16 protein-coding genes are annotated in these 22,233 nt (G+C 61.1%); 5 read left to right on the top strand and 11 right to left on the bottom strand.

The genetic code is table 11. The features are described from left to right. Nucleotides 1-4: 4 nt before the first annotated feature. On the top strand, nt 5-1,978 hold the full coding sequence (locus tag ACEN8Z_RS13525; RefSeq protein WP_495597966.1) for an alkyl/aryl-sulfatase: 1,974 nt from the start codon (nt 5-7) through the stop codon (nt 1,976-1,978). A gap of 998 nt (nt 1,979-2,976) precedes the next feature. Here ACEN8Z_RS13525 and ACEN8Z_RS13520 read toward each other — a convergent pair. The 5 genes from ACEN8Z_RS13520 to ACEN8Z_RS13500 all read right to left on the bottom strand — a co-directional run bounded on the left by ACEN8Z_RS13520 (nt 2,977) and on the right by ACEN8Z_RS13500 (nt 10,282). Then, entirely contained in the window at nt 2,977-4,362 is a 1,386-nt protein-coding gene (locus tag ACEN8Z_RS13520; protein WP_495597965.1) for a DUF1254 domain-containing protein, read from the bottom strand. Then, nucleotides 4,359-5,708: a DUF1254 domain-containing protein gene (locus tag ACEN8Z_RS13515; protein WP_495597964.1), complete on the bottom strand. Its 1,350-nt coding sequence runs from the start codon at nt 5,706-5,708 to the stop codon at nt 4,359-4,361. Before ACEN8Z_RS13515 ends, ACEN8Z_RS13520 begins: the two co-directional genes overlap by 4 nt. A gap of 158 nt (nt 5,709-5,866) precedes the next feature. Continuing rightward, entirely contained in the window at nt 5,867-7,204 is a 1,338-nt protein-coding gene (locus ACEN8Z_RS13510) for a DUF1329 domain-containing protein (protein WP_495597963.1), read from the bottom strand. A gap of 11 nt (nt 7,205-7,215) precedes the next feature. After that, nucleotides 7,216-9,042 carry a DUF1302 domain-containing protein gene (locus ACEN8Z_RS13505; RefSeq protein WP_495597962.1) on the bottom strand — a complete coding sequence of 609 codons (1,827 nt, stop codon included), beginning with the start codon at nt 9,040-9,042 and terminating at the stop codon, nt 7,216-7,218. A gap of 400 nt (nt 9,043-9,442) precedes the next feature. Next, nucleotides 9,443-10,282 carry an AraC family transcriptional regulator gene (locus ACEN8Z_RS13500; protein WP_495597961.1) on the bottom strand — a complete coding sequence of 280 codons (840 nt, stop codon included), beginning with the start codon at nt 10,280-10,282 and terminating at the stop codon, nt 9,443-9,445. A gap of 94 nt (nt 10,283-10,376) precedes the next feature. Between ACEN8Z_RS13500 and ACEN8Z_RS13495 the strand changes: the two genes are divergently transcribed. Beyond that, nucleotides 10,377-11,297, top strand: coding sequence for a LysR family transcriptional regulator (locus tag ACEN8Z_RS13495; protein ID WP_495597960.1), 921 nt, complete (start codon nt 10,377-10,379; stop codon nt 11,295-11,297). Between the two features lie 130 nt (nt 11,298-11,427). Here the strand turns inward: ACEN8Z_RS13495 and ACEN8Z_RS13490 are convergent, their stop codons facing one another. Further along, nucleotides 11,428-12,342 carry a LysR family transcriptional regulator gene (locus ACEN8Z_RS13490; RefSeq protein ID WP_495597959.1) on the bottom strand — a complete coding sequence of 305 codons (915 nt, stop codon included), beginning with the start codon at nt 12,340-12,342 and terminating at the stop codon, nt 11,428-11,430. Between the two features lie 71 nt (nt 12,343-12,413). Here ACEN8Z_RS13490 and ACEN8Z_RS13485 point away from each other — a divergent pair, with 71 nt between their 5' ends. Both ACEN8Z_RS13485 and ACEN8Z_RS13480 read left to right on the top strand, forming a co-directional pair. After that, nucleotides 12,414-13,454, top strand: a complete 1,041-nt coding sequence (locus tag ACEN8Z_RS13485) for an AraC family transcriptional regulator ligand-binding domain-containing protein (RefSeq protein WP_495597958.1) — start codon at nt 12,414-12,416, stop codon at nt 13,452-13,454. A gap of 206 nt (nt 13,455-13,660) precedes the next feature. After that, entirely contained in the window at nt 13,661-14,455 is a 795-nt protein-coding gene (locus tag ACEN8Z_RS13480; protein WP_495597957.1) for a ChbG/HpnK family deacetylase, read from the top strand. A 584-nt stretch (nt 14,456-15,039) separates the two neighbouring features. Here ACEN8Z_RS13480 and ACEN8Z_RS13475 read toward each other — a convergent pair. Both ACEN8Z_RS13475 and ACEN8Z_RS13470 read right to left on the bottom strand, forming a co-directional pair. Next, nucleotides 15,040-16,341 (bottom strand): IS4 family transposase, encoded by a 1,302-nt coding sequence (locus ACEN8Z_RS13475; protein WP_495597711.1) that lies wholly within the window; start codon nt 16,339-16,341, stop codon nt 15,040-15,042. A gap of 232 nt (nt 16,342-16,573) precedes the next feature. Beyond that, nucleotides 16,574-17,380, bottom strand: a complete 807-nt coding sequence (locus ACEN8Z_RS13470) for a class I SAM-dependent methyltransferase (RefSeq protein WP_495597956.1) — start codon at nt 17,378-17,380, stop codon at nt 16,574-16,576. A gap of 170 nt (nt 17,381-17,550) precedes the next feature. Here ACEN8Z_RS13470 and ACEN8Z_RS13465 point away from each other — a divergent pair, with 170 nt between their 5' ends. Continuing rightward, nucleotides 17,551-17,931 carry a hypothetical protein gene (locus ACEN8Z_RS13465; protein ID WP_495597955.1) on the top strand — a complete coding sequence of 127 codons (381 nt, stop codon included), beginning with the start codon at nt 17,551-17,553 and terminating at the stop codon, nt 17,929-17,931. A 7-nt stretch (nt 17,932-17,938) separates the two neighbouring features. Here ACEN8Z_RS13465 and ACEN8Z_RS13460 read toward each other — a convergent pair whose 3' ends face one another. The 3 genes from ACEN8Z_RS13460 to ACEN8Z_RS13450 all read right to left on the bottom strand — a co-directional run bounded on the left by ACEN8Z_RS13460 (nt 17,939) and on the right by ACEN8Z_RS13450 (nt 22,049). Then, a complete protein-coding gene (locus tag ACEN8Z_RS13460; protein ID WP_495597954.1) occupies nt 17,939-19,372 on the bottom strand; it encodes a sigma-54-dependent transcriptional regulator in 1,434 nt (477 codons plus the stop codon). Continuing rightward, the gene (locus tag ACEN8Z_RS13455) at nt 19,341-20,834 is read right to left on the bottom strand and encodes a sensor histidine kinase (RefSeq protein ID WP_495597953.1); all 1,494 of its coding nucleotides are present in this window, start codon (nt 20,832-20,834) and stop codon (nt 19,341-19,343) included. Before ACEN8Z_RS13455 ends, ACEN8Z_RS13460 begins: the two co-directional genes overlap by 32 nt. 102 nt (nt 20,835-20,936) lie before the next feature. After that, complete coding sequence (locus ACEN8Z_RS13450) at nt 20,937-22,049, bottom strand: SCO family protein (protein WP_495597952.1); 1,113 nt, start codon at nt 22,047-22,049, stop codon at nt 20,937-20,939. Nucleotides 22,050-22,233 lie beyond the last annotated feature (184 nt).

The following is a 22,233-nucleotide window of genomic DNA, read 5'->3' as shown; positions in this document are numbered from 1 at the left end:
CGCCATGCCTCGTTTCACCTTGAGCCCTCGTGGCCTGCTTGCTTGCCTGATCACTGCCTGCCTTGCGCAACCGGTGGTAGCCGCCGATGCACCGGTCGCGGCCAGCCCGCAAACCACGGCCAGTAACGCCGCCGTGCTGCAACAACTGCCCTTCACCGACCGCACCGACTACGAGTCGGTCACCAAGGGGCTGATCGCGCCCTTCAAGGGCCAGGTCAAGGACGCCTCGGGCAAGGTCATCTGGGACATCCAGGCCTATGACTTCCTCGCCAAAGACCAGGCCCCGGAGTCGGTCAACCCGAGCCTCTGGCGTCTGGCCCAACTCAGCGCCCATGCCGGATTGTTCGAAGTCAGCCCTCGGCTGTATCAGGTGCGCGGCCTCGATCTGGCGAACATGACCATCATCGAAGGCGACGACGGGCTGATCATCATCGACCCGTTGACCATGGCCGAAACCGCCAAAGCTGCACTGGAACTGTACTACCAGAATCGTCCGCACAAACCGGTGGTGGCGGTTATCTACAGCCACACCCACGTCGACCACTTCGGTGGCGTGCGTGGGGTCATCGACGAGGCCGACGTCAAGGCCGGCAAGGTCAAGGTGTTCGCCCCCGCCGGGTTCATGGAACACGTGATGAGCGAGAACGTCTACGCCGGCAACGCCATGAGCCGCCGCGCGCAGTTCCAGTTCGGCAGCCTGCTGCCCCGTGGCGAAAAAGGCCAGGTCGATGCCGGCCTGGGCAAGAGCACGCCGAGCGGCGGCACCGTCACCCTGATCCCGCCCACCGACCTGATCGACAAGGAACTGGAAACCCGCACCATCGCCGGCCTCGACGTGGAATTCCAGTTGACCCCGGGCACCGAGGCGCCGGCGGAAATGAACCTGTACCTGCCGCAATTACGCGCCTTGTGCATGGCGGAAAACGCCACGCAAATGATGCACAACATCCTCACCCCGCGCGGCGCGCAAGTGCGGGACGCCAAGGCCTGGGCCGAATACCTGGACGGTAGCCTGGCGCGGTACGGCGACAAGAGCGACGTGCTGTTCGCCCAGCACAACTGGCCGACCTGGGGCGGCGAACGCATCCGCACGTTCCTCGCCGACCAGCGCGACATGTACGCCTTCCTCAATGACCGCACCCTGCACCTGCTGAACCAGGGCCTGACGCCGCTGGAAATCGCCGACTCGATCAAGAAGCTGCCCGGCAACCTGGACCAGAAGTGGTACACCCGTGGCTACTACGGTTCACTGAGTTTCAACACCCGTGCGGTGTATCAGCGCTACATGGGTTTCTATGACGGCAACCCGACCAACCTCAATCCTCTGCCGCCAGTGGAAACGGCGAAGCGCTCGGTCGAAGCCATGGGCGGCGAAGCGGCAGTACTGGGGAAAATGCAGGCAGCAATGGCCAAGGGTGAATACCGCTGGGCCGCGCAACTGGGCAATCAGTTGCTGTTCGCCAACCCGGACAACGCCGATGCCCGCAAAGCCCAGGCCGAGGCGCTGGAGCAACTGGGTTATCAAAGCGAAAACGCCACCTGGCGCAACATGTACCTGACCGGTGCCATGGAACTGCGCACCGGCGTGCCACCCCAAGCCGGCACTTCGGTGTCGGTGGACATGGTGCGGGCGATGAGCCCGCAGATGTTCTTCGACTTCCTGGCGGTGCGCCTGGACAGCGAAAAAGCCGTAGGCCATGACCTGACCCTGAACTGGACTTTCGATGACCTGAACAAAGACTTCAACCTGACCCTGCGCAATGGCGTGCTGACCCACCGCGCCGGCCTCAACGCCCAGGCGGATGCCAGCGTAACCATGAGCAAGGCCACCCTGGAACAGATCAGCCTCAAGCAACTGGATATCCCGACGGCGATCCAGAAAGGCCTGATCAAGTTGCAAGGCAATGGCAAGAAGCTTGGGGAGCTGATGACCAGCCTCGATACGTTTGCGCCGCAGTTCAATATCGTTACGCCGTGAAACCGCTTTCGCGAGCAGGCTCCCACACTGGCTCTGTGTCGTTCACACATGCTGTGAACAGCACTGATCCTTGTGGGAGCGAGCTTGCTCGCGATGGCTATGTGGTAGGCAGCATGGATTTTTACGGGTGTACATATCCATTTCTGCGGTAACGGCCACTTAGGGTTCCGCCCTTACGGCAGGTCACTTGGAAAAGCCCCAAGTAACCAAGGGCTCTTGCCCCTGACGTTCGGTGCCTCGCCAAGGCTCGGCATTCCCTCGCTCCGGTCCTGCTCCGTGGGCCCGCCGCCATCGGCCATCCATGGCCGGGGGCGGCTAACCCGGCATCCTTGCCGGGTTGCCCACTACGCAGAACCTCCACTCGGCCTCTCGAGGGGGCAAGAAGATCAAAAGCCAAAGTCAAAGCCAAAGCCAAAACGAGGCGGCCTGCTGGCCGGCCTGGTTCTGATGCGTATGTGTTTCCCTGTAGGAGCGAGCTTGCTCGCGAAAAACGCCAGGACAACGCGGGCATTCAGGCAGCACGCGTTATCGTTGACGTCCATCGCGAGCAAGCTCGCTCCCACAGAAGAGCAAAGAAGAGCAGAGCAAAGGCAGGGCTGCGTACACCCATGCTCTTCACCACTCATCAGGCCGAGCGTTAGCTCGCCTGCAGCTCTTGATCTTGATCCACCCGCCCCCTCGGCAGGCCTCGTTCCGGCGTTCATCCGGGGGTAGGCGCGCAGCGCCGTTCGGCGTAGCCGAACGCATCGAGAGGAGGTCGAGCGAAGCCGACCGGAGGCGATGCCCCCGGATGAATGCCGGAGCGAAGGAACCCCGAGCCTAAGCGAGGGGCCGTAAGGGCGAAACCATAAGCCGCCGGTACCGAAGAAACGGATATGTACACCCGTAAAAATCCACGCCGCCTGACACACCGCTTTCGCGGGCAAGCCCGCTCCCACAGGGATCCAGGGTTGCCCACAACATGTGTGAACGACACAAATCCAATGCAGGAGCGCGGCTCAGGCAGACACCACTTCAACCACCGGCATGTGCCAGCGCTGATTGACCACCTCCTGCCCAGGCCCATACAGGCGCAGGACCAGAGTGAACGCACCGCTTGCCGGCGTCGGCAACCAGTTGCTCTGCTCCGGCGGAGCGGCGTTCTGCAGGATCAACGTCAACCCACCATCAGCATCCTCTTTCAAACTATCCCGGCTGCTCAGGCAGTAACGATTGATCGGGTTGGCCACCAATTGCCGGTCCGGCAAGTCATACAACGTCAGCGACCAGAACTCGCTGGCCGGTGGCAATTGACCCGGTGCGAAACGCAGGCGATAGCTTCGCCCGCCCTGCAAGGGTTGCCCCTGATTATCCAGGCGAGTGCCGGTGTAGAAGGCCTCTTCCACGCTGTTGCCGTAGATGCCGACATTCGCCGCAACAGCGCGGTTGAGGTAATTGCCGTTCAGCGCTTGGCGAGTGCCGAACAGACCGAGGGTGGTACGTACCTGGCTCACCGCAACTTGCAACTGCGCCTCGGCGTCTTGAATCCCGGCGAGCAGTGCCTCGTGCGTTGCTTGCGGCAATGTCGCCGGGTCGAAACCCTGGCCGGGCACGATGCCGATGCGTGCAAAGCGTGCGCGCAAGGCTTGTTCGGACGGTTGCGTGGGACACAGGCTGAGGATCTGGTTCAGCGCCGGGATAAACTCCAGCCCCAACCCGGTCTTGCTATCCCAGGGGTGCCAGTCAATCGCCGGCGCAGCCACAGGCGGTGCACTGCCGATGTATTCATGCAACGAACGCAAACCGTATTGCTGCTGCAAGGCACGCACCGCTGGCAGGTCCCCGGCGTTTTTCAGGCCCGTTCTCCCAAGCACCATGACGATTTCGGTTTCACTACGCAGCACGGCCTTGACGCCGTCAGGTGTCGGGCCTTGCCAGTCGGGTCCGGCGATCAGGTAATTCCCCGCATCGCGACCGGTGCTGAGCACGCCGACATAGGCAAAGTTATGGGTGTACTGGTCGACCAGTTGAAGCACGTAATAGCGGTCGTCAGGCACGGCCGGCACACTCAACACTTGCGGCTCGCTGCGCAGGTCGAGCCAGGCCCAGGAGTACGGCGTGTCGTTGTTCGGCGTGACGATGTCGCGGTTGTTCGGGGTAAACAACTCGCTGTAATGACGAAAGCGGTTGAAGCCGCCAACGTACTCTGGCGCGGCCGGGTTGAGCGCCTGTTTTTCCATGGTCTGGTAATGCATGAGCATGGGGTACGCGTAAATCCACGCCTCTTTGGCAATCTGCCGCAGGTCATCGGAATCAGCGGCCAGCAACCAGCGTGGGAACATCAGACTTGCTCCCAATACCCCCATGCCGCCCAGCACCCGGCGGCGACTGAAAATCAGGTTCATGATTCGATCCTCGCAATCGTCGGCAACTGATAACTCCCGTCCAGTGCCCCGCCCTTGGGCAGGTACAGGCGCAACAGCAGGTTGAACGGACCTTGCGGCGTCGGCAGCCAGTTGCCCTGCGGCGCAGCCTTGGGCGCATCGGCTTGCAGGATCAGGGTCAAGCCGCCGTCGGCATCGTATTGTAGACCAGGGCTGCGATCGCCCAACGCGTAACGCTGGATCGGGTTGGCGGCGAGCAACTGGGTTTTGCCGTCATACAAGGTCAGCGACCAGAACGCATTCACCGGCGGCAATTGCCCGGCGGGGAAATGCAGGCGATAGGCGTGTCGACCGTCGAGCGTCTGCCCCTCGGCATCGTGCAGTGCCATCGGGTACAGCGCTTCCACCGCATCGTTGGCGTAGATGTAACGCCAGGCGACCGCGGCACGGGTCAGGTCGTCGTCACCAAACTTGCCAACATTGGAAGGCGACGGGAACCAGCCCTGCTGCTCCACTGACAACTGGCTCGACGCTGCGCGCACCTGCTCGCGGCCGGCTTCGGCACCTTGGGCGACGGCTTCGCTCAAGTCCGCCGGGGCCTGAAATTCGGTCCCCGGGTTCACGCCGATGGCGGCGAAACGGGCCAGTTTCTTTTGCTCGCTGGCGGTCCATTGATGCAAGGGTGCCAGCGCGTTAAACGTGTTGAACAGCGCCTGTGCCGGCCCTTGCCTGGTGTCCGCATACGCTGGCAGTTGCAGCGGTGCCAACGGTTCAGGTGCCGCGCCGCCACTCACTGTGGACAGCGGCTGCAAGGCGTAGCCCTTCAGCACTTGCGCGGCGTCTTTCTGATCCGCTTCGCCTTTGACTTCGGTCCGCCCCAACAGGAATACCAGCCGACTCGGCGAGCGAATCACAGCGCTGAAACCCGATGGCACTGGCCCCTTCCAGTCCGGCCCGAGAATCAGGTAGCGCCCCGCCTGGTCACCCGTGGCGCGGGTGCCGATGTAGTCGAGGTTGTCGGTGCGCATGTCCACCAGTTGAAAACTGTAGTAGCGACCTTGCACGGCCGGCACGTCCAGCACCATCGGTTCGCCGCGTAAATCCAGCAAGGCCCGGGAATAGAAGGTGTCGTTGTTCGGCGACACGACTTTGTTGTCCTGCGGGCTGAGCAGGCGCGGTTCGCTATAGAGCTTGTTGAACGGTAGCTTCGCGGCGATGGCACTGAGTACTTTGTCGTGTTCGACCGTGGCGTAGGCGAACACGTAAGCCTCTTGGGCCAGTGCCTTCGCCTTGGGTTGATCGAGGGTTGCTGCGTGAACGGTGCCCAGGCTTGCGCCCAGGGCAAGAGCGGATATCCAGTAGCGCACGGTAGATCTCCTTTGTGGAATCAACGATTCACCGCCCCCCTGTGGGAGCGGGCTCGCCCGCGAAGAGGTCGGTACATCCAACATTGATGTTGTCTGACACACCGCTATCGCGGGCAAGCCCGCTCCCACAGGGACTTGTGGTGGAAATGCAATACGGGTTACTTGGCCCAGCGCCGCAGGTCCGACGGGGTGTAGTCGTCGGTCTTGGCGGCGAAGCCCACGCGCATCGGTTCGGTCTCTTCGTTGGCCAGGCCGCCGGCGTAGTAGCGTCCGGAGATCAGGTCATAGGAGGTTTCCAGCACGTTGTAGGTGAAGCCGTGGTCGTACTGTTGAATCGCGTGCAGTTCACCGCTGCGCCATAGCTCACCGCGACTGTCGTACTGGTCCGACTGGGCGATCTGCCAACTGTCCTCATCCACATAAAAGCGGCGCTTGGCGTAGATGTGCCGCGCACCGGGCTTGAGGGTCGCCTCCACCACCCACACGCGGTGCTTCTCATACCGGGCCAGGTCCTGGTTGACGTGGTTGGGCTTGATCACCGCGTCGTACTTGAGGTCGCGGCTGCCGATCTTGTAGCTGTTGTAAGGGATGAACAGCTCTTGCTTGCCCACCAGTTTCCAGTCGAAACGGTCCGGCGCGCCGTTGTAGCCGTCGATGTTATCGGCGGTGATCAGGCCATTGCTGTAACGGGCGCTGTTGTCATAGGCGATCATCGGCGCGCGACGCACGCGACGTTGCCCCGGCAGGTATTGCCAGGCCGAACGCGGTTCGGCGACCTGGTCGATCGGCTCGTGCACCAGCACCGCCTCACCGGACAGACGCGCCGGTTCCAGCACCCGGCTCTTGAACATGAACAGGATGTTGGAGCCCGGCTCCAGCCCACCGACGGTGTCGGCAAAATTGATCAGCGACTGGTTGCGCACATAGCTGGTGGCGCCGTTTTCACGCACCAACGCCGAGCTGCTGATGCGCTCATAACTGCCGCCCCGGTAACGGGTCATGTGGTTCCACATCACCTCCAGGCCTTCGGTGGGCAGCAGAAACGGAATGCCCCGGGCGTAGTCATGCAGGCCGTTACCGCCGTCGGCCATGCTGGTTTTGGCGACGTTATCGCGGCTTGCCGTCAGCACGTCCCTGGGCAGGTTGGCGCTGCGATGGGTCGGGTAGATGTTCATTTTGTAAGTGTCGGGATAGCGCTTGAACAACGCGACTTGCCCAGGGCTGAGAAACCTCTCGTACTGCGTGACGTTCTTCGCCGTGATGGTGAACAACGGTTTCTCCGCGGCATACGGATCGCTGTAACCACCCTTGCTGTCAACGGTACCGGCGTTGGCGGCAAGCCCTCCGGTCCAGGCCGGAATGCTGCCATCGGCATTGGCTGCCATTTCCGAGCCCATGGGGGTCAAGGTCTTGCCCAGTGCCGCCGAATCGGTGCCTTTGGCCTGAGCCAGGCCGACGGTGCAGGCCAGGGCCAGCACGCACAATTGCATACGCATAACGGTTCTCCTTAGAAGTCTGCCTTGAGGCTGACGGATGCGAAATCGCGGTCGTCGAGGGTGCTGTAGTCGTTGGAACCGAAGAACGCGTTGTAGGCCAGTTCCACGCTGTAATCGTTCATGTAGACGCCGGTCAGGCTCACGCCCAGCGCTTGCTGGCCTTCCTGGAACGGCCCTTGCGGATCGTAGGAATAACCCTCGACGTCATGCCGCCAGTTGACGGCCGGAATCAGGTTGATGCCTGGCAATACGTCGCTGTATTCGAGGCTGGCGCGCAGGCGATAACCCCACGACCACTCGGTGGCAAAGCCCTTGTCGGTGCAGTATTGGTTGGTCACACCGGAAGCCACCGTGTTGCACGGCGTGCCGTCGCGCGGAGCGCTGCGGCCGAACGCGGCGTTACGGCCCAGGCGCTCGTCCCCGAGATCGTCGATGTGCACCACGCCGGCTTCGCCGAACAGACTCAGGCGTGTGGCGCCCAATATGTTGTCGAAGGCCTGGGTCGCCGAACCGGTTGCCTGCCAGACGCCTTTGCGCTCCCACGCATCGAACGGGCTGCCATTGGTGGTGCTGAAACCGGGCGGCAACTGCACCCAGGAACTGCCCCCCGCCCCGGAAATCACGGCGACGTTGACGTCGGGCGCGTTGATCGCCAGCGGCATGTTCGGTCGGTAGCTCAACTCACCGGCCAGGGAAATCCCGCTGACAGGTTCAACGCCATTGAGGCTGATGCCATACAGGTGAATATTTTCAGGGAAGGCCGCCGCATAGCTCGGCCCCTGGATGCCACCGGGAAAGGTGCCGGGCAAGGCGGTGTTCCTGGCATTAATGGTGAAATACGGCAACCGCGAGTGATAGTTGATGTAGTAGATCGCCGCTTCGGCATCGTTCAGCGCCGGGATCATCTGGCGCAGGGCAAAGCCGAACTGGCCATAGTCGGACGGCGACTCGTTGCCCCGGGACGTGGCGAACAAACCCGCAGCCTGCATCTGTTGATCGGTCTGTACCTGACTCAGAAACAGCGGCCCGCAACCCGGCTGGATCACATCGCTGCTGGCAAAAAAGGTGCCGCAACCGTCGAGGACGCTGGGGCGCCAGTTGTACTGATAGAAACCTTCGAGGTTGGTGGTGTCGGTCAGGCCAAAGCTGAAGGAGACCATCTCCACCGGCAACTGGCCTTCCTTGATTTCCACACCGGGGCGGTTGAACGCCGAGATGTCCAGCGGGTTGATCACGTTGATGCCGTTCTGGATCAGCAGCGATTCACCCCAGGACAACACCTGGTTGCCGACCTTCACGCTCAGCGGATGCTCGGCCACCTGGAAGTCTTTCCAGACGTAGGCATCGAGCACCTCGAAGCCCTTGAACCTGGCCAGGTCATCCCAGCCCGAATCATCGAAATCCTTGAAACGGCCGTTACCGGTTTCATAGGCGTGGTCGTACCAGTATTTGAAACGAATGAACGCGCCCTGGCCCTGGCCATCGAGACTGAAATCGGTAAGGCCCTTGAAGAGCTGCGAGATGGGGTCGCCCCTCTCGAAGTTGAGCCGGTTATCGTCGGCGCTGACGCTGCTGCCATTGGCATCCACGCCCTGGGCCTGCAAGGCATTGGCGCGGGTCATCAGGCTTTTGTCGGGGTTTTGCGTCGACCAGCTGCTGCCCAGGCTCAGGCTGGTCTTGGTCGACAGGCTCCAGTCTTCGTTGAGGTCAAATGTGGTGGCGTAGGTCGGCCCCGAGAGTACAGCAAGAATCGCCAGTGCAAGAGGTTGCGGGCGGGTATGGCCAAGCCGGTGCAGTCGTTGGCGGACTCCGGCTGTGGCCGAACGTTTTTTTATCATTATTAGGCTCCGGTCTGGTTTGCTCAGCCCGGACACGGTGCCCAACTATCGAGCGAGACACGCAAGCGATGGCCGACAAAAAATAATCATCGGGGGGGGGCTGCGTGGCAGGTGGTTTATGTTTTGAAGATGTACATATTCGTTGCTGCGGTAACGGCTACTTGTGGGAGCGGGCTTGCTCGCGAAAGCGGAGTGTCAGCCAACAGAGATGTTGAATGATCAACCGCATTCGCGAGCAAGCCCGCTCCCACAGAAAAGCAAAAGCAGATCGTCGTACACCTTCGCTCTACACCACTCATTAGGCCGAGCGTTAGCTCCGCCCCCTCGGGAGGCCTCGTTCCGGCGTTCATCCGGGGGTGGGCGCGCTATGTACTCCATCACCAAAGCCCGCTCCCCTGATCTACAAACCAAGGCGAAACTGCTTAGGCGTAATCCCGAACTGCTTGCGGAACGCCCGAATGAAATTACTCGGCTGCCGATACCCCAGCCTCTCGGCAATCCGCTCAATCGGCTGATCCCCCGCCGTCAACCAGTGCCGTGCCAGCTCCAGACTGTCGCTACGGGTGTGTTGCGCCGCAGCGGTCTGCCAGTGCCGCAACATGCTCTGATGCAAAAACGCATTAGCCCCCAGCAATGGTTCATCGAGACTAGTCGCTGCCAGGCTCAGACACGGATGTGTCCCCTCCAGCACCTCGATACCAACACTGCGCAACCACTGCCCGGCCGCTTGTTGTGGAGTCAGGCGGACGGCGACGAACACCTCGGCCGGGGCACGCCCCAGGCGTCGGGCGATGTTGCGCACCAACGTCAGCGTCGCCGCATCGAGACCGAAAAAATGCGGCTGTTGATCGGCACTGCGCAAGTGCAAGCGAGCCTGCCCACCACCCTCCTCCAGTTCCGCCACCACGTAGTTGGTCACCCGTGGCAGAAAATCGGTGAAACACGCCAGGCTCGCGCGCAGGGTCGCAGCGGAGTCCAGCAGAATGTTCAACCCCCGCAACGTGGAGGTCGCCATGCCGTTGACCAGTTCGCAGCCAAACGACACCCCTGCGCCCGCACGCTCGCATTCGTTCCACAAGCGTTCGACCAGGTGCGCGGGCACCTGCAGGTCCTGACTTTCGAGCAACGACAGGCAGATGCCGGCCCGTTGCAGCAATTGCTCCTGGCACAGTCCGGACTGCCGGGCATGGCTGAGAATGGTGCGGGTGAAGGCGCTGGAAATGAACGGTTGGCTGGTCATGGCACGTTACGGCGAGAAGACAGGCGTGTACTTATGCCAGCCTCTGTGCTATCGATCCAATGCATTAAAAGTATCCGCCAAATGCAGGAGACGCATGATGGACCTACGCCAACTCCGCCACCTTGTCGCCCTGGCCGATTACCGCAATTTCGGCCGTGCCGCCGAGGCCATCAACCTCAGCCAACCCGCCTTCAGTCGCAGCATCCAGACCCTGGAACGTGATCTCGACTGCGTGCTGGTGGAGCGCAGCAGCCGCGAATTCCGCCTGACCGGCCAGGGTGAACTGGTGCTGCAACATGCCCGACGCCTGCTCGCCGGCAGCCAGGCCTTGCACAACGAACTGACGCAATACAACGGCCTGACCGGTGGCGAGTTGCGCTTCGGCTGCGGCCCCTATCCGGCCCAGTTACTGGTGCCCGAGGCATTGGCGGAATTCATTCAGGCTCATCCGGCGATCCGCATCAGTTTTCATCAAGGTGACTGGGAACAATTGGCGCTGTGGCTGCGGGAACAGCAAATCGAATTTCTGGTGGCCGACGCACGCTACTTCACCGGCGACCCGCAATATCAAGTGCAACTGCTGCGCCCGCGCAGCGGACGGTTCTTTTGCCGCATCGGTCATCCACTGGCCATGCGCGAAAACCTGTCCCTGCGCGCCCTGCTCGACTACGCGGTGGTCGGCACGCGGATACCGCCGATGATCCGCAAGATCCTCGCCGACGTGCAGGGCGAGGCAGACTTCAACCCGAGCGTTGAGTGCGCGCAATTCGATGCCATCCGCCGCGTGGTCATGCGCTCCGATGCGATCGGCATCGCCACCGTGGAGGCCCTCGCCGAACTGGTCGATCAGGGCCAGATCCGCCTGCTGGAATTTGCCGATGTGCCCAAGGAGGATCCCGGCCTGCAACTGCACTATGGCATCGTCAGCCGCGCCGGCCACTCCCTGACACCGGCCGCGCTGGCGATGGTTGAGGCGGTGCTGACGGTTGACCGGCGCTTGCTGGCATCGAATTAGTCCTGCTGAAAACGCACAAATCCCTGTAGGAGCGAGCTTGCTCGCGATGGTGTATCAGTCGACACAGCGGTGAATGACACTCCATCGCGAGCAAGCTCGCTCCTACAGAGGGTTTGGCGTCACATTCAAATCACGCGCGCCGGGCGAACGACTGCAACGCCCGGGGCTCACCGAGGGCGCGTAGCAGGCAGTGCATCGCCTCCTCGCGGCTGCGCTCGAAGCGATAGCGCGACTCGATGTACAGCGCCAGTTTCAACTCCACCGGTTCGTCCAGAGGCAGCGGCACGTGTTGCAGGCCCAGCACACTGGCGACCCGGCTTGGCAGGCTGATGCCGAACGGCTGGCGGTCGGCGATCAGCTTCGCGGCCAGGGTGCTTTGGGTGCTCATCGCCACATGGCGGCGCAGGCCTTTCAAACCGAGTTGCAAGTCCACCGGGCTGAGCCCGTCGCGGCGGCTCGACACCTGAATCTGCGGCTGTTCCAGATAGTCCTGCAGAGTCCGCGGCGGTTCCTTGAGTGCGGCTCCATAGGCGAACACGTAATGGTCGGCGGGCAATGACTGTTTGTACAGGCCGGCAAGCCCGGCCAGCGGCTGGTCGAGGTCGATCAGGATATCCAGCTTGCCGCTGGCCAGGTCCTGCAAGGCATCACGGCGCCGGGGCTGAAAGTAACGTACCTGCCAATCGGCGTGGGGCGATTCGAGCAAGGCATCGAGCAACACCGGTTGCAGGCAATCCAGACAACTGATGCGCAGCAGCGGATTGTTCTGCCGCGCGGCGGGAATCAAGCGCAAGCCATCGCGCAACGACTCGAGCGCTGCACGCACGTAGTCGGCCAGACGATGGGCGACCAGTGTCGGCGTCACGCCCAGGCGACTCTTGATGAACAGCGGATCGCCGCACAATTCGCGCAGGCGACGCAATGCATTGCTCATGGCCGGTTGCGACAGGCACATCACCTCGGCGGCACGGGTGACGCTGCGCTGCTGGTAAATCGCATCGAAGGCGAGCAACAGGTTCAAATCGAGCTGGCGTAAATCAAGCATGGTCTTGCTCCGGCAAATCGCTTAACGTCGGGCAGCCTAACCAGTGTTCCGGGACAAGCTGTGAGCCCTACATGACAAAAAGCGATCAGCCACTGCACGACCGATCAACCCCCAATGCGTTCTACGCGCCGACCCTGTTGCCGGCCATCGAAGAGTTGCTGGCCCGCGGTGTGTCCCGGGACAGCATCGAAGGCCTGTTTCGTCGCAGCCTGTTCGAGTTGCGCACGCCATTCATGCGCATTCCTCTATTCATGTCGCGGCGCTTCTGGGCGTTTGCCCTGGAACAGAGCGGCGACCCGCTGATCGGCCTGGCGGCCGGTCGGCGTTTCGTTTCTACCGCCACCAACGGCCTGACGTACCTGTTCGACGTGGCCGCCTCGCTGGACAGCGCCTGCCAGTATTTCGTGCACTTCTTTCCGTTTTTCAACGGGCACTTCCGGGCGCAGATCGTGCGCGGCGCAGACCGCATCGAACTGTGCCTGTTCGACTGCGGTAGCGTAAAAGCCAGTGCAGCGACCGCCGATTACATCCTCATCAGCCTGTGCAGCATGTTACGGCGCAAATTCCTCGCCAGTGGCCTGGAACGTGATCCGATTCTCGACGTTGGCCTGGTCGGTGCTTGCACGGCCAACCCGCAGGAACATGAACAAGCCTTCCGCGCACCGGTGCAATGGGGCCAGGCGCAGCACTCGATCCGCCTCGATCCGCAACTGTTCGTCATCCCGTTGACGCCGGGCAATCATGAACTGGAACACACGCTGGTCGAGTTGCTGGAGCAGACCCGACGCAACAGCGAGCCGACCTTGCTGGAGCAAGTCTGCGACCATTTGATCGTCGACCTCGCCGAGGCCAACTGGAAGCAATTCTGCACCACCCAGCATTTGCTCGAGCGCACCGCAGCACGACGCTTGAAGGCGTTGGGCTGGAGCTTTTCAGAGTTGCTCGACGAATACCGCCGCTACCGGGCCGAAGACTTTTTGCAGGGGACAGACCTGGAGCTGGTGGAGATTTCCGACCGCCTGGGCTACAGCGATGTGCAAAGCTTCAACCGTGCGTGCCTGCGATGGCTGGAGTGCGCGCCGGGCTTGTATCGAACCCGGCGAAGCCAATAAAAAACCACGCTCGTGCGCCACAGGTGCTTTTGGTTTTTGCGTCCCCCCGGTTTCCAGCTACAAATGATGAGTGGGTTGAGTGTCCAAAAACCTGACAGCGCTTGTCACGGGGCGGACGTCGAGGGATGGCTTCGGTTTCAGGGATGGCGCGCCCGTCGCAACGACTACAGTCAAAGCGCCTGCGGAAAACCTCAAGGAGGGTAAACATGCCTCGGCAAGTGATAGTCAACGCTGACGATTTCGGCCTCAGTGCCTGCGAAAACGCGGTGATCCTGGGCGCGTTCCAGGCCGGGCTCATCAGCTCCGCCACCGCCATGGCCAACATGCCGGCGTTCGAAGCGGCCTGTGCCCTGGCCCGGCATCCATTGCTCGAAGGCCGCATCGGCCTGCACTTCAACCTGACCTACGGTCGTCCGTTGAGCCAGAGCATTGTGCAACGCCCGACGTTTTGCGACGGTACCGGCGTATTCGACCTCAACCTGTCCCGCACCCGCCTCTGGCTCGGGCGCCGGGATCGCCACGCCGTACTCGAAGAACTCGAAGCCCAGTGGCAGCGCTGCCTGGACAACGGCCTGCACCCCAGCCACCTGGACTCCCATCAACATGTGCACAACATCTGGCCGATCGGCGAGATCGTCGCGCGCTTCGCCGCCCGCCAGGGGGTGCCGGTACGTCTGGCACGCAATCTGGGGCAAAACCTCAGCCTGCCCAAGCGCGTGTTCAAGGACCTGCTCAACCGTCGCCTGAGCAACCTGGCCGGTGCCACCGCCGACTACGTGTGCACCCCGGTGGATCTGCGCAACGCCGAACCGCCACCCGACGGCCTGCTGGAAATCGTCGCCCACCCGAACCAGCTCGGCGCCGACTTCGGCGATGCCTACCTGGAACCGGGAGAGTCCTTGAGTACACTGCTGGAACGGCGCTTGCCGGGTGTGCCGAGGGTGGCCTATTCCGCTGCTGGCGACGCCACGCCTCACCGTGCCCAGACCGCTCTGGAGTAACCCGCAATCCCTGTGGGAGATTCTATGGTTGTGTGTCAGGTGTATCTGTTTTGATGGTGTACATATCCGTTTTTGCGGTAACGGCCACTTAGGGGTCCGCCCTTACGGCGGGTTACTTGGAAGAGCCTGTAGGAGCGAGCTTGCTCGCGAAAAACGCCAGGACAACGCAGGCATTCAGGCAGCACGCGTTATCGTTGACGTCCATCGCGAGCAAGCTCGCTCCCACAGAAGAGCAAAGAAGAGCAAAGCAAAGGCAGAGCGGCATACACCCACGCTCTTCACCACTCAACAGGCCGAGCGTTAGCTCGCCTGCAGCTTTTGATCTTGATCCACCCGCCCCCTCGGGAGGCCTCGTTCCGGCGTTCATCCGGGGGGGGGTGCGCAGCGCCGTTCGGCGCAGCCGAACACATCGAGAGGAGGTCGAGCGAAGCCGACCGGAGGCGATGCCCCCGGATGAATGCCGGAGCGAAGGAACCCCGAGCCTAAGCGAGGGGCCGTACGCAAGGGGCGAGACCTTTGGTTCCTTTGGGCTGGGCCGGCACTCCGGCGTTTGCCAAAGGGACTCGCCGTAAGGGCCATCCCTTTCAAGGTCTTTTCGTTTTGGCGGCCTTGATTGCCCGGTCCGTTGAAACATGCGCATGCACCGCGGTGCCTTGGACCCATGTCTTGGGCTTGGGCACCTTGGGGCCACGGGGACTTTTCGCAACTTGTTTTGGCTGGATGTTTTTGGCCAGTTCCAACAAACGCTGGGCCAGTTTTTCCGCAGGGATAACGGGAAGATGTTCCGAGGGCAGCGCAATCTGCAGGCCTTCATAACCACTTCGGATCTGGACCGCCAAATGGTAGGTCGAGGCCTCCCAACCTTCAGGCTGAGTATCCCGATGGGCTTGCTCGACGCTTCGTTTGAGTACGGCCAGGACGTTGTAGGCCAATACCGCCGTGGTGAATCCGAGCAAGGCAGCCTTCGGGCTGCCAAGGGTTTCGATTTCACTTTCCAGGATCGCTTCCAGCCGCTGGAACATGCCTTCAATGCTCCAGCGACGGCGATAGAGTTCCGCGATCTGCTGCGCACTGATGCTTTCAGGCAGGTTGCTCCAGAACATCAAGCTGCTGTCACCCGAGTCCGTTGGCGAATGAAGTGTCAGTTCGACGCGCCGACATTGGTAACCGCCTCTGACTTGGATGATCTGCTCACGGACAGTGCCTGTTTCCACAGGTACGGGCGCTTGCCACTCACCCTCTTGAATCAAGCGCGGGTGCTTGGCTTGCTGACGAATCACAAAGGAGGTTTGGACCTGCTCACACGCTGCCATGACCGGCAGCGTGCAGTAGAGTCGATCAGCCAGCCACACCTGGCCCGGTTCGGCATCGGCCAATAGAGGCAGCACACAAACACGCTCGCTTGCATAGGCATCCTCACACGCCTGAAGGTCGATGACCTGATCCAGGTCGGGGTCGTAGACAACCACCGAAAAACCGGGACGAGCGGCGCCGCGCTCGTGGCGTAAAGCCCCCAGACGCTTCTCAGTGGAGGCCAAGTGATTACCGTCCACTACCCGAACCTGCCACCCCGGCAGCATCGTCGTGCAACCCAGATCCTTGATGGTTGGCGTCAGGCGTTGTGCACAGCCCGTGACCAAGGCGCGCAACAGCGCAGGCTCGGTACGACTGATCTTGTCGTAAAGGGCTGCCAAGCTGACAGGAAGATCTTCCAGTTGCCGTGCGGCGGCGTGCAGGGATGGCTTCAAGCCTAATGAAACAAGGGACATCAGCTTGATGATGGTCGAGAACAATAGTTCACGAGAATACTGCCGTTGCCGATGTTCTTCGAAAACCTGATCGACCCACTCAGGGGCAATAGCCTGCTCCAGCGCCAATTTGGCCATGACGCTGGCAGGTGCTTTTTTTTCGAATCGAGCTAGAACATCGGCCCACATCTTTCGGGTATCCCTGACTGAAATTTCGGGGGATTTTACCTAAGACCTTGAAAGGGACTCGCCGTAAGGGCGAAACCATCAGCCGCCGTTACCAAAAAAACGGATATGTACACAGCCAACAAAAAGACAGGCCGCCATCGCGAGCCTGTTCGCGATGGCGTCAGTCCGAGCTACACGTCACTCAGCTCTTCACCACCACCCACGTAAAATACAACGGCAACTGCGCCACCTGCTGCTGATAGCGGTCATAGAGTTCTTCGCGGTTGGAATGCGGGTATTCCTTGAAGTGACGGATCTGCAGCCCTGCCGCAATGGCGGCGCTGAAGAGCTCGCCCAGGGTGTGGACGAACCAGTAGGACGCCGCCGACGGCTGTTCGACCCTGCCTTCGTAGACGATCGGTTCATGCTGCACGAACGGTTCGCGACGGAAGTATGAACTGGCCAGATGAAAAGGATCGGCTGCCTCGGGGTCGAACATTTCCAGGAACGGGTGGGTTTCGTACACCACCAGCGCACCACCCGGCTTCAGCGTGCGCGCCACATGGCGGAAGAATTCGCCGATGTCCGGCATCCAGTTCAAGACGCCGATGGTAATCAGCGCCAGGTCAAAGCGATCCTCCAATTGAGCCGGCAAGTGGTGAATGTCCGCTTCGATGAATTGCGGTGCATGGGGTGAGCGGGACGCCAGTTCCCGTGCCTGTTCGAGAAACGCGCCGGACTGGTCGACACCCACCACGCTTCGCGCGCCCAGGGCAAACAGCGACAGACTTTCACGGCCGTTGTTGCAGCCCAGTTGCACCACCGCCTTGCCGTCGACACCTGTCCGGGTCAGCAACGCGGTCAGGGTGTCATCCAGGCAGGAAAAATCCGCGTGCGCCACGTCTTTCAACAAGGCTTGCCATTCGCAGGAGTCTTTGTGGTGACGGGCGGAGTCATTCCAGGCATCGCGGTTACTGGCGATGGCTTGTACGTTTGTCGGCAGTTCCATTGCTCGCTCCAGGGTTCAGGTCGTCGATTTGACCGGCCGGAGTCTAGATCAACCTCATCCTGGCACGTGTTGCGAACTTGTAATCCGCACAGCGCCGACGGCTGCCCACGGCGGCAGCTATAGTTAATGACCTTGGGGAATGCGATTAAACCGATTTCGCAGGTGTTGCCATGAACAAAACCAACCTGACGTTTTTGCTCGCCTTCTGCCTGAGCGCGACCGCTATCGCCCACGCCGACGACTTTCCAAACACCACTGACTACAGCAGTGAATTCAACTATTACGGCGCCGACCAACCCTTCGCCCACCCCGTACCACCGTCCATCAGCATTGTGCCGCCAGGTTCGTACATCCCGACCGCGCCCGGGGAATTCATTCCGGTTTCAAGCGAGCACGTGTTCTACGACTCGCGCCTGCCGACCGTGGCCGACGCCACTGTTCGGGTGTTTATCCGCTCCTACGATCCGGAGCGTGGCGTGTACGTGAACCAGGAAGTCGAGAACCCCGGCTGCATGCTGTCCTGCCTGAGGCAAGGCCCGGTGTTGCAGTGAACGCCCCCTACCACTGGCGTTTGTCCGGACGGGCGAGGCCGAGCTTTTCGATCCGGTAGCGCAACATGTCACGGCTAAGACCCAGCAGGCGTGCCGATTTGGTGACGTTCCAGTCGGTCTTGTCGAGCATCTTGCGCACCATGTCGCGCTCCACTTCCGGCAGGTTCATGGATTCGCTGCCGTTGTAGGGCGGACGTGGTTCGCTGAGTTGTTGCGGTTCGTGATGAAACTTCGGTGGCTCATCCACCAGGCTCAGGCAGACGTTCAACTGATGGGCGGCGATGGTATCGCTTTGCGCCAGCAATACGGTTTGCTCCAGCATGTTGCGCAATTCGCGCACGTTGCCCGGCCAGCTGTAGCTGAGCAGCAACTCTTCGGCCTGGTCGCTGAAATGCAGGTTCGGCTTGCCGTAGCGTTTGCCATGCAGCCCCAGGAAGTGCCGGGCCAGCAGCAGGATATCGGCTCCCCGGGCATACAGGCGCGGTACCTTGATGGAAATGATGCGCAGGCGGAAAAACAGGTCGCGGCGGAATTTGCCTTGCTGGACCATTTGCTCGAGATTGCAGTTGGTGGCGCTGATCACCCGCAGATCGACCTTGCGCTCCTTCACCGACCCGACCCGGCGAATGGTCCGGTCTTCCAGCAGCTTCAGCAGCTTGGCTTGCAACAGCAGGTCCATTTCACCGATTTCATCGAGGAACAGTGTGCCACCATCGGCCGCTTCCACCAGCCCCATGCGACGATCCTTGGCGTCGGTGAAGGCGCCCTTCTCGTGGCCGAACAGCTCCGACTCCACCAGATTGGACGGGATCGAAGCACAGTTGAATTCAATGAACGGGCCTTTGGCTCGCGGGCCGTCGAAATGCAAGGCCCGGGCCACCAGCTCCTTGCCGGTACCCGTCTCGCCTTCGACCAGGACCGGCGGCAGATCGCTGTTGGCCATCCGCCGTTCGGCGTCGAGCAACTGGGTGATGGTGCCCTTGAGGTAAGCCATCGGTGCCGACTCGCCAATCAGTGCCTGCACCCCCGACTTCTGGGCCTCGCGCTCCTGGTAAAACGACAGCGTGCGCTCCATCCGGTCGGTGGCCAGGGCCTTGTCCAGCAGCTGCTTGAGCTCCGGCAGGGCCACCGGTTTGGTGACGTAGTGAAAGGCGCCCTCTTTCATCGCCGCCACGGCGTCTTCGACGTTGCCGTAGCCGGTCATCATGATCACTTTCAGATCCGGTGCGCTGATGCGCAGCTTCTGGATCAGGTCGTGACCACTCATGCCCGGCAACGAGTTGTCGGTCAGTACCACGTCAGGAGCGAAAGTACCCAATTGCTCCAGTGCATCTTCGGCCGAGTGGCAAACGGTCACCTCGAAGCCCTTGCGCTCCAGGTAAGTCTGAATATTCTCGGCGAGGATTTCATCATCCTCGACCAGCAGAATGCTGTGCTCCATATGCCCCTCCCGTTGCCACTTTGAATTTGAGACAAACGCGGGTTCCTTCCTGCTCCCTGCTGGTCAGTTCGACCGAGCCGTCAAACCGCTCCATTATTCTTTTGACCAGGGCCAGGCCCACGCCCAACCCGCCTTGCTTGGTGGTGAAAAACGGTTTGAAGACCATTTGCTGTTGTTGTTTGGACATTCCCTTGCCGGTGTCGGTCAGGGTCATGCTCAAGTCGCCGGGCACCGAGGAATCGATCTCGATCGTCAGCACGCCCCCCTTGGGCATGGCTTCCAGTGCATTGGCAAACAGGCTATTGAGTATCTGCGTGAGCAGCACCTGTTGGCTGACGACCGGTGGCACGCTGACAGGAGAGAAACGCACTTCGACGTTCGAACGTTTGATCAGGGACTCAAAGGCACTCAAGGTGTCTTCGAGGGCCAGCACCAGATCGACCGTTTCACAGTCGTCATTCATCGGCCGCAACGACACCAGCAATTCACGGACCCAACGCGACATGCGGTCGACCTGATTGATGATGTCGCCAATGTTTTTCTGTGCGGTCTGGCTGGCGATGTCCTGGGCCAGTTCGGCGCTGGAACGGATGTTCGCCAGTGGATTGCGCAGGCTGTGGGCGACCGCCGAAGACATTTCCCCCAAGGCGACAAAGGTTTCGTTGGCGATCAGCTGTTTCTGCTGGCTCTGCAGCTGTATCGCCGCACGCTGCACGATCCAGAACAGCCCCAGATAAATGGCGGCCCCGCCGATCAACGTGGCCAGCCAGATCGCCTTGAAGCCACGCTGGATGCGCCCCACCAGATCCAGCGGCTCTTTATAGATTTCCACCATGGCAATCACTTTGCTTGTGTCGGCGTTGAACATCGGAATGTAGTTCTCGACGAACAAATACTCCGGTTCGCGCAGCAAGCGCTGCTCGGGACGCTGCTCATCGATTTCGTGGTAACGGGTGGACACCGGCGATTTCATTTCGAAGGATTCGTCCAGTTCTTTGTCGTCTTCGATGCGCACGCCGATCAACTCAGGGTTGGTCGACCAGACCACGGTGCGGTCCAGGGCGTACACCGTCGCCAGCAGGATATCCGGCAGATGCTCCACATGGTCGAGAAACTCAACACGCGCGGCGGCCCGGGCTTCGGGCCTGACATCGGAATAGGCATGGTCCAGGCGCGGGTCGAGCATTTCGCCCATGGTTTTGCCCGGCGAAATCCCGGCATGACGGATTTCAGCCTCGCCAATGGCTTGAATGAACTGCGCGGTCAGCAACGAGTCGCGCTCGATACTTTCGTCGACCACAAAGCGCGTGGAGATGTAGCCCAGCCCCAGCGCCACCGCAGCGATGATCAGAAAGCTCGCCAGCGAGAACCAGCGCAGCAAGTTGAACTGCGGCCGCCAACCCTTGCGTTGTGCTGCCGGAGCCTGCGGCGCAGCTACTTTTTGTTGTTCGAGTATCTGCATGGCGGTGTCCTGGATGCTTGAAATCGAGCCTGCTCAGCCGCTATCTGGATCAGTGTAGGTGGCATTGATTGCCATTGACCGGCCAACGTAATTTTTTTGACACTATTGCACCTTGGGGATGTCGGGTTGCGCGACCGAATGATGATGCTCAGGCTCCTCGTTACCACTGGCCAATGGCACCGCTGGCGGATGCTGACGGTCGGTTTCTTCCTGCAGGAAATCGATGATGGACTGGGCGGAACGCTCATCCATCCGCAAGTTGGGCATCGCGATCTTGTTGTAGCGCTCGAACAGCTCCATCGCTATCGGGTCCTTTTCCGCGAGCATGCGGTCAGGTTCGCGGATCCAGCGATTGAGCCAGGCCGGATCACGCTGACGGGTCACGCCGATCAGGTCCGGGCCAATGCTGTGCAGGCCGATGCCCTGCCCATCCAGCGGACCGAGGCTGTGGCAAGACGCGCAGCGGGTGCGGAACAGCTCTTCGCCATTGCTCGGCGGACGGATTTGCGGAGCGTTGGCGTAGCTTTCTTCGACGCTGGGCTGCTTCCAGTTCTGCAAGGAATTGGCCAGTTGGTCGGCCAGAATCCACGGATTTTCGAACGGCGAGGATTTCATCCATCGGCCCGTTGCCTGGTTGCCGATGATCAGGCTCAGGTTGTGGTCCTTGTTGCGCCCGTTATCGATGCCTTCGATGAACAACCCCAGTTTCTTGCGCAGCTCGGTGACGTCGGCGAACTCCCCGGTGAGGAATTTCCACCCTGGCCCGACCTGGAATCGTTGCGCATAGGCCTTGAGCACTTCAGGGGTATCGCTCAAGGGGTCGATGCTGATGGAGTAGAAGAAGATGTCCTTGCCGACCCGATCCCCCAGCAGTTTCTGCACCTGGCGCAGGCGCGCGGTCTCCAGGGGGCAGGAGTCGCTGCACGAGGTAAAGATGAAGTTGATCACCACCACCTTGCCTTTGATCATGTCATCGAAAAAACGCAGTTGCTGACCGTCCTGATCGGTCAGCAGCGTGTTGGGGAAATAGTTACCACCCCACGGGGTGGCGGCTTCAACGACAGCGGACTCGGGAGTGGATGCCGGGGCAGGTGCGGGCGTCGACAGTGGCTGGCTGGCGACCAGCAACTGGCTGGCCAGCAAACCGGTCACCGACATCAGCATCAGGTGCATGCCCAAGGCGCGTGAGCGTGGTGAATGCATCTTCATGTTCATGTCGACACCCTCCCTGTTCATTGCTTGACGGTCACTTCAGGGCCGAAGCCGTCGCCAGTGAGGAAGGTCGGCAGTGCTGCGCAATTCACGTAGTGCGCACCAACCAGTCTGCACATTGGTTGGGTCATTGAAACTGGCCTGCACGGCAGACGGCAGAGCGTTTTCCATCCGCGTGGTGTTGCGT

Source organism: Pseudomonas sp. Pseusp10, assembly GCF_059492225.1.
This window is presented reverse-complemented; position numbering and strand designations above follow the sequence as displayed.